Consider the following 10,576-nt stretch of genomic DNA (forward strand, 5'->3'; position numbering starts at 1 on the left):
CTTTTCCGCCTTGTTCGTAACGATTGCGCGACAGTATCGCGCGTCTGGTCAGGCCTTGTCCAGCAACTCGGCCGCCAGCCGTTCGCCGATCTTGCGCCCGGTTTCCAGCGCGCGGCGGTCGAGGTCGGCCACCAGCGCCTGCGCCGCGGCGAAGGAGCGGTCCATCCGCGCCACGAGATAGGGGATCAGCTTGGGCGGGACGGCGATCTGGCGGTCGGTGAAGAGCTTGACCAGCAGCGCCGCCAGCAGCGCGTCGTCGGGCGCCTCCAGCGTGGCGGTGGCCGTGGCCTCCAGCCGGCTGCGCAGGTCGGGCAGGGCGAGTGGCCATTGCCGCGGCGCAGAGCGCGCGGTCAGCAGCAGCACGCCGCCCTCGGCCAGGATCAGGTTGTGCAGGTGGAACAGCGCCTGTTCCGCGGCCCGGTCGCCGGCGATGCGGTCGGCATCCTCGACCGCTACCGCGCCGCGCGCGGACAGCGCCTCGATCCCGGCGCGCGGCAGCGCGTCGGCGGCCACGATCCGGGCGCCGCTGGCATCGGCCCAGACATGGGCGAGATGGGTCTTGCCCGCGCCCATCGGCCCGACCAGCACCATCTTGCGCTGTGGCCAGTCGCGCCAGGCCTCGATCTGCGCCACGGCCACGGCGTTGGAGGGAGAGACGAAGAAATCCTCCCGCCCGGTCGCGCTGCGGACGGGCAGGTCGAAGGCCAGCTGCTCGTTCATCTACTCCTCCTCGTTCCAGCTCAGGCCCTTGTAGAGGCGGCTGTCCTGGTATTGCGTCACGCCCCAGCGGGTGACGACGCCGATGGAGGCGGCCACGGGCACCGCGACCAGCATGCCGACGAAGCCGAACAGCGTGCCGAAGGCGGACAGCGCGAAGATCAGCCAGACCGGGTGCAGCCCGACCGAGCCGCCCACCAGCTTGGGCGTCAGCACGTTGCCCTCGATCACCTGGCCCGCGGCGAAGATCGCGCCCACCGCGCCGATCATCCACCATTCGCCCCAGAACTGGAACACCGCCAGCCCCAGCGCCAGCGCGCCGCCCACCAGCGCGCCGATATAGGGGATGAAGGAGATCAGCCCGGCGATGAAGCCCACGATCAGCCCGAATTGCAGCCCGGCCAGCATCAGCGCGCTGGCGTAGAAGATGCCCTGGATCAGGCACACCGTGCCCTGGCCGCGGATGAAGGAGGCGAGCGTTCGGTCGATGTCATGCGCGATCTGGCGGATGGCGGGGGCGTGGTCGCGCGGCAGCAGCTCGTCGATCTGGGCGACCATGCGGTCCCAGTCCATCAGCAGGTAGAAGGTGATCACCGGCACCAGCACCACCAGCAGCACGAGGTTGATCACGTTCATCGCCGAGGAGACGACGGCATTGACCAGCTCGCCGCCCTTGGACTGGATCGTGTCGCCCAGCGCGAGAAGCGACTTCCGCAGGGTCGATCCCTCGTCGATCAGCGAGGGGAAGCGCTCGGTCAGGAAGGTGTGGAGCTGGGTGAACAGCTTGGGCGCGACATTGACCAGCGCCACCGCCTGATCGATCAGAGCCGGCACCACCACCAGCGCCGCCAGCACGAAGATCAGTGCCGCCGCCACCGTGATCGTCACCGTGGCCCAGGCCCGGCTGAAGCCATGCGCCTCCAGCCAGTCGGCCACGGGGTCGAGGAAGTAGGCCACCGCCATGCCCAGCACGAAGGGCAGCATCACGCCGCTGAGCAGCCATAGCAGCCCCAGGAATACCGCGGCGGCGATGCTCCAGTATTTCATCTGTTCCCTGACCGGCAGTGCCATTCGCGCGTTCCTTTGGTGCGCCTGTAGATGTGGCCCATGCCAAAGCGGGTTGCAAGGGGCCGAGTGCCTTGTCTGGCAAGGCGCAATCGCATAGACGGGGCCGGACAGATCACTTCGAGAAAGCGCCGACAATCATGCGTCTGACCCGCTATTTCCTGCCCGTCCTGAAAGAAACCCCCGCCGAGGCCCAGATCGTCAGCCACCGCTTCATGCTGCGCGCCGGCATGATCAAGCAGTCCAGCGCCGGGATCTATTCCTGGTTGCCGCTCGGCTTCAAGGTGCTGAAACGGATCGAGCAGATCGTGCATGAGGAACAGATCCGCGCGGGTCACATCCCGATGCTGATGCCCACCCTGCAATCGGCCGACCTGTGGCGCGAGAGCGGGCGCTACGACGATTACGGCGAGGAGATGCTGCGCATCACCGACCGCCACGGCCGCGACATGCTCTACGGTCCCACCAACGAGGAGTTGATCACGGATATCTTCCGCTCCTACGTCACCTCCTACAAGGACCTGCCGCTGACGCTCTACCACATCCAGTGGAAGTTCCGCGACGAGATCCGCCCGCGCTTCGGCGTGATGCGGGGGCGCGAGTTCTACATGAAGGACGGCTACAATTTCGACCTGACGAAAGAGGCCGCGCTGCATGCCTACAACCGCCACCTGGTGAGCTACCTGCGCACCTATGAGCGACTGGGCCTGCAGGCGATCCCGATGCGCGCCGACAGCGGCCCGATCGGCGGCGAGGACACCCACGAGTTCCTGGTGCTGGCCGAGACCGGCGAGTCGGAGGTGTTCTACGACAGCGCCGTGACCGATCTGACCTTCGGCGACCGCGAGATCGACTACGACAGCGTCGAGCAGTGCCAGGGCGTGATGGAGGAATTCACCTCGAAATACGCCCGCACCGACGAGACCCATGACGAGGCGCTGTTCAACCAGATCCCCGAGGAGCGCCGCCGCACTGCCCGCGGTATCGAGGTCGGGCAGATCTTCTATTTCGGCACCAAGTATTCCGAGCCGATGAACGCCGTCGTCACCAACGACAAGGGCGAGCGCGTGCCGGTACACATGGGCAGCCACGGCATCGGCGTCAGCCGCCTTGTCGGCGCGATCATCGAGGCCAGCCACGACGACAAGGGCATCATCTGGCCCGAGGGCGTGACCCCCTTCCACTGCGGAATCGTCAACCTCAAGCAGGGCGACGCCGAGGCCGACGCCGCCTGCGAGGATGTCTACAAGGCGCTGACCGCTGCCGGGCTGGAGCCGCTCTACGACGACCGCGAGGAGCGCGCGGGCGCCAAGTTCGCCACGATGGACCTGATCGGCCTGCCCTGGCGCATCACCGTGGGCCCGCGCGGGCTGAAGAACGGCGTCGTGGAACTGACCTGCCGCCGCACCGGCGAAAGCGAGGAGCTGGCGCCCGAGCTGGCTGTCGCCCGCGTGGTGGAGATCTACAAGGGGCTGTGAGGCGATGATCCGGTCACTGGCCCTGGCAGGCGGTATCGCGGGGGCCGTGGCCTTGTCGCAATTCCCCGAGTTCTCGCAGCAATACCTGCAACGCCTCTCGGGCGCGGTGAACGAACTGCGCCCGATCGCGCTGGCCTTCGACGTCAGCGCGCAGGCCGCGGGTCTGAGCCGCGACGAGGCGCTGGCGCGGCTGGAGGGCTCGGATTTCGAAGAGACGCTGCGCGACACCATGGCGGGGCGGCTGGCGCGCTATGACCGGCTGTCGCGCGACTACGCCAGCCTCAGGGACAAGGACCCGCTGGGCCGGCTGGCGCAGGTCTGGCGCTTTTCCGACCCCGATCTGGCCCGGCGCACCTGGGAAGAATTCCGCCCCGCCGTGCCCGCCACCGCCGACGGGCTGATCTGCGCCGGCATCGGCTATGGCGCGGGCTGGCTGTCGGTGATGGGGCTGTTCGCCGGGCTGCGCCGCCTGTTTGGCCGCCGCCGCCGGGCGGTCTGAGGCGATCAGACCAGCCCGCGCAGGGCGAAGGCGATCAGCGCCAGCAGGCCCACCGCGTTGAGGCCCGCGTAGGCCAGCGCGATGCGGCGGCGCAGGGGCAGGCGCGAGAGCGATCTAGTCATAGCTGAACCTCTCCGACAGGATGTTGCCCGAGGGCACGCCGAGGCCGATCAGGGCGTCCTCGACCGCCTCCAGCATCGCTGGCGGGCCGCACAGGACGTAGAGCCATTCGCGGTGCTCGGCGTCGCCGAAATGGGCGCGCAGCAATTCGGGCGTGACGAAGCCGACCTCGCCCGTCCACCCCTCGGGGGGATCGCACAGGACATGGCCCAGCCGTGTGCCGTGGGCGCGGGCCAGTTCCTCCAGCTCGTCGCGGCAGGCGATCTGGGCCGCGTTGCGGTTGCCGTAGATCAGCGCCGTGGGGCGGGTGTCGCCGCTGGCGTGCAACTCGCGCAGGATGCCCATCATCGGCGCGATGCCCACCCCGCCCGCGATCAGCGCGACGCCGGGCGCCTTGTGGTCGGTGACCGTCAGGTGCCCGTGCGGGCCGTCGAGATAGGCGCGGGTGCCGGGCTTCACCTGTCCGATGGTGCGGGTGAAATCGCCCAGTTCCTTGATGATGAAGCTGACCTCGGGCCCGGCCGAGGGGGCCGAGCTGATCGAGAACGGGTTCTCATGCGGGCCAAAGGGGCGGTGGCCGATGTTGAGCCAGGCGAACTGCCCGGCGCGGTAGCGGAAGGCGAAGTCGCGCGCCGGGCGCAGGGTGACCTCCCATGTCCGTTCGGCCACCGGCGCGACCGCGGCCACCCGCCACGGCCGGCGCAGCTGCGCCAGCGGCGTCAGCACATAGACATAGGCCAGCGCGAACAGTGCCACGCCCAGCAGGGCCAGCCAGACAGTGGCCATCGTCGGATCGGCGCTGTAGCGGCCCGCGCGCAGCGTGTGCAGCACGCCGAAGCCCGCGATCAGCGCCGCGCCCAGCCCATGCATCAGCCGCCATGTCTCGTAGCGGTAGCCCAGCGCGTTGCGCCCGATCGCCATCAGCACCAGCGCCGGCAACAGCAGCCAGGCGATCATGCCCGGCCAGATCGCCGAGAGCTCATGCGTGACGAAGAATTGCCGGCCGACGTCCCAGTCCGGCGCGGGCGCGCGGCGGGTGGTGTAGAGGAACGGGTGCGCCACCGCCAGCGCCGCCGCGCCGCGGGCCAGCAGCTGGTGCATCCGCATCACGATATCGGTCCCCACCCGGCGCGCAACGAAACGATAGCGGCCGAGCAGCAGGAACTCGGCCAGGATCACCGCCAGCGCCAAGATCCCCGCCCCCGAGGCGAGTTCGTCGAAGATCGAGCGCGCCTCCAGCCCTTGCGCCCACGCGAGCCCCAGCGGCAGCAGCGCCGCGCAGAGGTAGAGAAGGATCAGAAGCCCTGCCGGCATGATCGGTGCCTCCCTTTCTGTCCCCTTAGGGCTAGCCTCGCGCGCGTTCAAAAACCAGAGAAAACGCGGGTTACGGGGTTGAAACCGGCCCTCCTGCGGCAAAGGTTGCGCCTTGACCCCCCGCGGCGTTCGCCGCACTGTCCGCGCCAAGTACAACAGGAGCAGCCGTGGCCAACCGCACCGCCCCCTTCGCCGGTTTCGAATGGATGATCGCCTGGCGCTACCTGCGCGCGCGCCGCTCAGAGGGGGGCGTCAGCGTGATGACCTGGATCTCGCTGATCGGCATCACCCTGGCGGTCTTTGCGCTGATCGCGACGCTGGCGGTGCGGGCCGGTTTCCGGGCCGAGTTCGTGGACACGATCCTCGGCGCGAATGCCCATGTCACCGTCTATTCCGGCCTCTATGTCACCGAGACCGGCCAGACCACGCGCGCGATCACCGATTACGAGGCGATGGCCGAGCGCCTGCGCGCGGTCGAGGGCGTGACCCGTGTCGCGCCCCTGGTCAAGGGCCAGGTCATGGCCAGCGCGCAGGGCCGCAACGCAGGCGTCGAGGTCTTCGGCATCGCGCGGGACGACCTGATGACCATTCCCCGCGTGGCGGGCTCGGAGCTGGCGCTGGGCGACATCGCGCGGTTTGACGAGGGCGTCGCCATCGGCTCGGGCGTGGCGCGCGAGCTGGGCGTGGGGCTGGGCGACCGGATCAGGCTGATCTCGCCCGACGGGGTGAAGACGGCCTTCGGCACCAGCCCCCGCGTCAAGGCCTACGAGGTGGTCTATATCTTCACCGCCGGGCGCTACGACATCGACCGCACGCGCGTCTACATGCCCTTCGCCGAGGCGCAGAGCTATTTCAACCGCGAGGGCGCGGCCGACGAGATGGAGGTCATGGTCGCCACGCCCGAGGCCATCGACGACATGGCCCCGTCGCTGCTGCGCGCGGGCGGGGAGCGGGCGCTGCTGTGGACCTGGCGCGACGCCTCGGGGGCGTTCCTGCGGGCGCTGGATATCGAGGACAACGTGATGTTCATCATCATGGCGATCCTCGTGCTGATCGCGGCGATGAACATCATCTCGGGTCTGATCATGCTGGTGAAGAACAAGGGCCGCGACATCGGCATCCTGCGCACGATGGGGCTGACCGAGGGCTCGATCCTGCGCGTCTTTTTCATCTGCGGGGCGTCGATCGGGATCGTGGGCACGGCGCTGGGCGTCGCCTTCGGCTGCCTCTTCGCGATCTATATCGACCCGATCTTCTCGGCGGTGAACTACGTCGCCGGGGGCGGCGTCTGGGATCCGTCGATCCGCGGCATCTACAACCTGCCGGCCAAGCTGCAGGCGGGCGACGTGCTTTCGGCCGTGGTGCTGTCGCTGGGGCTGTCCTTCGTGGTCACGATCTTTCCCGCCCGCCGCGCGGCGCGGATGAACCCGGTGGAGGCGCTGCGCTATGAATGAGCCGGTTCTGCAACTCGACGCGATCGACAAGACCTACAACAAGGGCATGCCCGGCGAGGTGTGCGTGCTGCGCGGGGCGTCGGTTTCGGTGCAGCCCGGCGAGGTGGTGGCGCTGGTCGCGCCCTCGGGGGCGGGGAAATCGACGCTGCTGCATATCGCGGGGCTGCTGGACCGGCCCGACGCCGGGCGCGTGGCGATCGGCGGGGCCGAGATGACCGGCCAATCCGACCGTCGTCGCACCGCGACCCGCCGTGCCGAGGTCGGTTTCGTCTACCAGTTCCACCACCTGCTGCCGGAGTTCACCGCGCTGGAAAACATCGTGCTGCCGCAGCTCGCCGCCGGACGCAGGCGCGGCGAGGCTGAGGCCCGCGCACGCGACCTGCTGGCGCGCGTCGGCGTCGAGGCGCGCGCCGATCACCGCCCGGCCGAACTGTCGGGCGGCGAACAGCAGCGCGTGGCCTTCTGCCGGGCGCTGGCGAACGCGCCGCGCCTGCTGCTGGCCGACGAGCCCACCGGCAATCTCGACCCGGCGACGGCCGATCGGGTCTTCGCCACGCTGATGGAACTGGTGCGCGACACCGGCCTCGCCGCGCTGATCGCCACGCACAACCTGGAACTGGCCGCCCGTATGGACCGCCAGTTGCATCTGGAGGACGGGCACCTGTCCTGACCGTTTCCGGACGGGACGCGGAATATCCCTCAAATTGCTGTCGTTTCGAATCCCGCAACTGCGTTAACCTTTCGGCGTTTATTTTCCGCTGGGGGGCGAAAGGTATGATTGCCGTTTGGATTCTTTTGAGCTTCGGGCTGGCCTACGGCCTGCACGAGATCATTGACGACGACTCGGACGACAAGGACCGGCAGGAGGCGTCCGAGGGCGACGACATCCTGACCGGAAGCGCCGGGAACGACCTGATCGACGGGCTTGGCGGCGACGATCTGATCACGGCGCGGGCCGGCGACGACACGCTGCTGGGAGGCTTCGGGAACGACCAGTTGAGCGCGGGCCCCGGAGACGACCACGCGCGGGGCATGTATGGCGACGACGTGATCAGGGGCGGTTTCGGCGATGACGCGCTGCTTGGCAATGCGGGTAATGACCTGCTGGAAGGCAATGCCGGCAACGACCTCCTGGCGGGCGCAGGCGGCGACGACGCCCTCGCGGGCGGCATTGGCCACGACAGCCTGTGGGGCGGTGTCGGCTCCGACCTTCTGGATGGCGGGCCTGGGGGCGACAGCCTTGCGGGTGGCCTCGGCGCGGACGGGTTGCACGGCGCGGAGGGCGATGACCGGCTGTCCGGCGACGAGGGCGACGACCTGCTGCTCGGCGGCGAAGGCGGGGACACACTCATGGGAAACCCGGGCGACGACGCGCTGGATGGCGGGCCGGGGGCGGATCGGATGATCGGCGGCAGGGGCGACGACGCGCTGCTGATGGACCTGCTCGACACTGCAACGGGGGGCACGGGCGAGGACCAGTTCCTGCTGACGGTGAGCGGCGCCGGTGCGGCCGTCATCACCGATTTCGATCCCGACGAGGATGCGTTGATCATTCAATGGGTGGGGTCGGCCCCGCCCGCCGCCCTGTCGCAGACGGTGACGCCGGACGGGGTGGAGATCGCACTCGACGCGGGGGCGACGCTCAGGCTGCCGGGCCTCGCGGCGCCGCTGGACCCCTCGCAATATGTGATCGTGGCCTGAGCGGTCCGTTCAGGGCCCTTGACCGCAGGCAACGCGGTGCCGCCTTATGGGCGCTGCCTGGCGGGGCGGCGTGACGGAGGGGCGGATCTGGTGAAAATCGTCGAATGGCCAAGGTGGTCGCGGAGATGAGGGCGCTTCTGGCGGCGGTGCTGATCGCGGCCGGCACGCCCGCGCTGGCGCAACAGGTGCTGATCGTGGTCGACCTGTCGGAGCAGCGGATGACCGTGTCCGAGGCGGGGGCGACGCGCCATGTCTGGCCGGTCTCCACCGCGCGGGAGGGCAAGTGCACACCGCTGGGCGATTTCGTGCCGGAATGGCTGTCGCGCCATCACCGCTCCACGCTCTACGACGGGGCGCCGATGCCGTTTTCGATCTTTTTCGAGGGCGATTACGCCATCCACGGCACCGACCAGGTGGAGCGGCTGGGCGCTCCGGCCTCGGCGGGCTGCATCCGCCTGCATCCGGACCACGCCGAGATCCTCTTCGGCATGGTCGGCCGCGTGGGACTGGCCGAGACGCTGGTGCGGATCGTGGAGTAGCCTCAGGCGCGCTGGGTGACGAACACGCCCGCCGCCATCAGGGCGATGCCCGCGGCGCGGGTCAGGGTGAGCGGCTCCATCCGTGCGCCCATCAGCCCGAAATGGTCGATCGCGGCGGCCGAGACAAGCTGCCCCAGCAGCACGAAGAACACCGCGTTGCCCACCCCGAAATGCGGCGCGATGAAGGTGATCGACAGCACATAGAACGCCACCAGAAGCCCCGCCAGGAACAGATGCCTCGGCGCCGCCAGCAGGTCGGCCATCGCCGCCGGTCCGGTGATCGTCAGCACGATCAGCGTGCCGCTCAGCGCCACGGTGAACAGGCAGGCGGCCGCCGCCACCGGAGAGCCCAGCCGCACGCCCAGCGCCGCGTTCAGCGCCGCCAGCACCGGGATGCCGATCCCCGCGGCCAGCATCACCGCGGCGTATTTCAGGGTGGTCATGTCCATCGCGCGCTCCTCGTGGTTTGCGCCGCCACGCTAGCGCCGGCGCGGGCGCGGGGGAAGGGGGCGCGAGCCCATTGCATGACGGCGGGCGGCGTGGTTCTCTGGGGCGAGCCAATGACATGACAAGGAGGCCCGAGATGCGAGCCCTTCTCGCCCTCACCCCCGCCGCGGCGCTGGCCGCGCTGGCGGGCTGCGTGACGCCCCCCGCCGAGCCCGCCGGGCGCGCCCTGTTCGACGACTACTGCGCCGCCTGCCACGGGCCGGGCGCGCGCGGCGACGGCCCCGCTGCCGCCGATCTCGACGTGCCGCCACCCGACCTGACGCGGATCGCCGCGCGCAACGGCGGGGTGTTCCCGCGGGCGCAGGTGATGTCGACCATCGACGGCTACACGCGAACCGATCAGCATGGCGGCTCGATGCCCGAGTTCGGCGCGCTGCTCGAGGGGCCGATGATCCGCTACGACAGCGGCGACGGCCGCCTGACCCCCACGCCGCGGCCGCTGGCCGATCTGGCCGCCTATCTGGAGAGCATTCAGCAATAGGGCCGGGGCCCGGCCCGAGGGAGGACGCGATGAAACCGATTGCACTGGCGGCCGCGCTGGCCGCCCTGTCCGCGGCCCAGGCCGGCGCGCAGAACGTCCGGGCCGGGGCCGAGATCTACCGCAGCTACTGCGCCACCTGCCACGGGATCGAGGCGCGCGGCGGCGGCCCGATGGCCGAGATCCTGGCCATCGACACCCCCGGCCTGACGCGGCTCGCCGCGCAGAACGACGGGGTGTTTCCGCTGCTGCGGGTGATGCGCCAGGTGGACGGGCGCGACCCGATGCTGGCGCATGGCGGGGTGATGCCGCTGTTCGGCGATTATTTCGAGGGCGGCACGGTGGCGGTCATGGGCCCGGGCGGCCAGCCGATCCTGACCAGCCAGACCATCGCCGATCTCGCCGCCTGGCTGGAGACGATCCAGGAATAACCCGCCTCAGGGCAGGTAGAAGGTGGCCGTGGCGCTGGCCACCGCCTTGCCCGAGGGGCGGGCCGCCATCTCGGCGCGGGCGAAGATCAGCGCCTTGCCCGCCCGCACGATCTCGGCCCGGCAGGTGATGGCATCGCCGGTGCCGGGGCGCAGGAACTGGGTGTCGAGATTGGTGGTGACCTGCTCCCCTTAGAGTCCGCGCTTATGAGTTAGCTCTGTTCAGGATTTGGTCCTCTTTCGACCGTTGGTGATACTGCCGCGGGGTGAGCCCGT

The 10,576-nt window shown here is 69.5% G+C and carries 12 protein-coding genes and 1 pseudogene; 8 read left to right on the forward strand and 5 right to left on the reverse strand.

Translation table 11 applies throughout. The features are described 5' to 3' along the window. Positions 1-48: 48 nt before the first annotated feature. Both KCI33_RS13725 and KCI33_RS13730 read right to left on the reverse strand, forming a co-directional pair. Positions 49-720, reverse strand: a complete 672-nt coding sequence (locus KCI33_RS13725) for a DnaA/Hda family protein (protein WP_212525370.1) — start codon at positions 718-720, stop codon at positions 49-51. Continuing rightward, positions 721-1,788 carry an AI-2E family transporter gene (locus KCI33_RS13730; RefSeq protein ID WP_212525371.1) on the reverse strand — a complete coding sequence of 356 codons (1,068 nt, stop codon included), beginning with the start codon at positions 1,786-1,788 and terminating at the stop codon, positions 721-723. A gap of 134 nt (positions 1,789-1,922) precedes the next feature. Here KCI33_RS13730 and proS point away from each other — a divergent pair, with 134 nt between their 5' ends. Together proS and KCI33_RS13740 are read left to right on the forward strand one after the other, a co-directional pair. Continuing rightward, positions 1,923-3,260 carry a proline--tRNA ligase gene (gene proS / locus KCI33_RS13735; protein ID WP_212525372.1) on the forward strand — a complete coding sequence of 446 codons (1,338 nt, stop codon included), beginning with the start codon at positions 1,923-1,925 and terminating at the stop codon, positions 3,258-3,260. A 4-nt stretch (positions 3,261-3,264) separates the two neighbouring features. After that, positions 3,265-3,759, forward strand: coding sequence for a DUF2937 family protein (locus KCI33_RS13740; RefSeq protein ID WP_212525373.1), 495 nt, complete (start codon positions 3,265-3,267; stop codon positions 3,757-3,759). Between the two features lie 114 nt (positions 3,760-3,873). Here the strand turns inward: KCI33_RS13740 and KCI33_RS13745 are convergent, their stop codons facing one another. Beyond that, positions 3,874-5,193 (reverse strand): ferredoxin reductase family protein, encoded by a 1,320-nt coding sequence (locus KCI33_RS13745; RefSeq protein WP_212525374.1) that lies wholly within the window; start codon positions 5,191-5,193, stop codon positions 3,874-3,876. Positions 5,194-5,360: 167 nt separating this feature from the next. Here KCI33_RS13745 and KCI33_RS13750 point away from each other — a divergent pair, with 167 nt between their 5' ends. The 4 genes from KCI33_RS13750 to KCI33_RS13765 all read left to right on the forward strand — a co-directional run bounded on the left by KCI33_RS13750 (position 5,361) and on the right by KCI33_RS13765 (position 8,887). After that, the gene (locus KCI33_RS13750; protein WP_212525375.1) at positions 5,361-6,647 is read left to right on the forward strand and encodes a lipoprotein-releasing ABC transporter permease subunit; all 1,287 of its coding nucleotides are present in this window, start codon (positions 5,361-5,363) and stop codon (positions 6,645-6,647) included. Next, positions 6,640-7,317 (forward strand): ABC transporter ATP-binding protein, encoded by a 678-nt coding sequence (locus KCI33_RS13755; RefSeq protein ID WP_212525376.1) that lies wholly within the window; start codon positions 6,640-6,642, stop codon positions 7,315-7,317. The genes KCI33_RS13750 and KCI33_RS13755 overlap by 8 nt, the downstream gene beginning before the upstream one ends. Positions 7,318-7,421: 104 nt before the next feature. Beyond that, positions 7,422-8,348: a calcium-binding protein gene (locus KCI33_RS13760; RefSeq protein ID WP_212525377.1), complete on the forward strand. Its 927-nt coding sequence runs from the start codon at positions 7,422-7,424 to the stop codon at positions 8,346-8,348. Between the two features lie 104 nt (positions 8,349-8,452). Continuing rightward, a complete protein-coding gene (locus tag KCI33_RS13765) occupies positions 8,453-8,887 on the forward strand; it encodes a L,D-transpeptidase (RefSeq protein WP_249139063.1) in 435 nt (144 codons plus the stop codon). A 2-nt stretch (positions 8,888-8,889) separates the two neighbouring features. Here KCI33_RS13765 and KCI33_RS13770 read toward each other — a convergent pair whose 3' ends face one another. After that, entirely contained in the window at positions 8,890-9,336 is a 447-nt protein-coding gene (locus tag KCI33_RS13770) for a DMT family transporter (protein WP_212525378.1), read from the reverse strand. A gap of 134 nt (positions 9,337-9,470) precedes the next feature. Between KCI33_RS13770 and KCI33_RS13775 the strand changes: the two genes are divergently transcribed. Continuing rightward, a complete protein-coding gene (locus tag KCI33_RS13775) occupies positions 9,471-9,875 on the forward strand; it encodes a cytochrome c (RefSeq protein ID WP_212525379.1) in 405 nt (134 codons plus the stop codon). A gap of 29 nt (positions 9,876-9,904) precedes the next feature. Then, complete coding sequence (locus KCI33_RS13780) at positions 9,905-10,303, forward strand: cytochrome c (RefSeq protein WP_212525380.1); 399 nt, start codon at positions 9,905-9,907, stop codon at positions 10,301-10,303. 6 nt (positions 10,304-10,309) lie between these two features. Here KCI33_RS13780 and KCI33_RS13785 read toward each other — a convergent pair. Beyond that, positions 10,310-10,471 (reverse strand): annotated as a pseudogene (locus tag KCI33_RS13785) (PaaI family thioesterase); the annotation flags it as partial. Positions 10,472-10,576: the final 105 nt, after the last annotated feature.

The organism is Actibacterium sp. MT2.3-13A, from assembly GCF_018139985.1.
In the GTDB taxonomy this organism is placed as follows: domain Bacteria; phylum Pseudomonadota; class Alphaproteobacteria; order Rhodobacterales; family Rhodobacteraceae; genus JAGSOU01.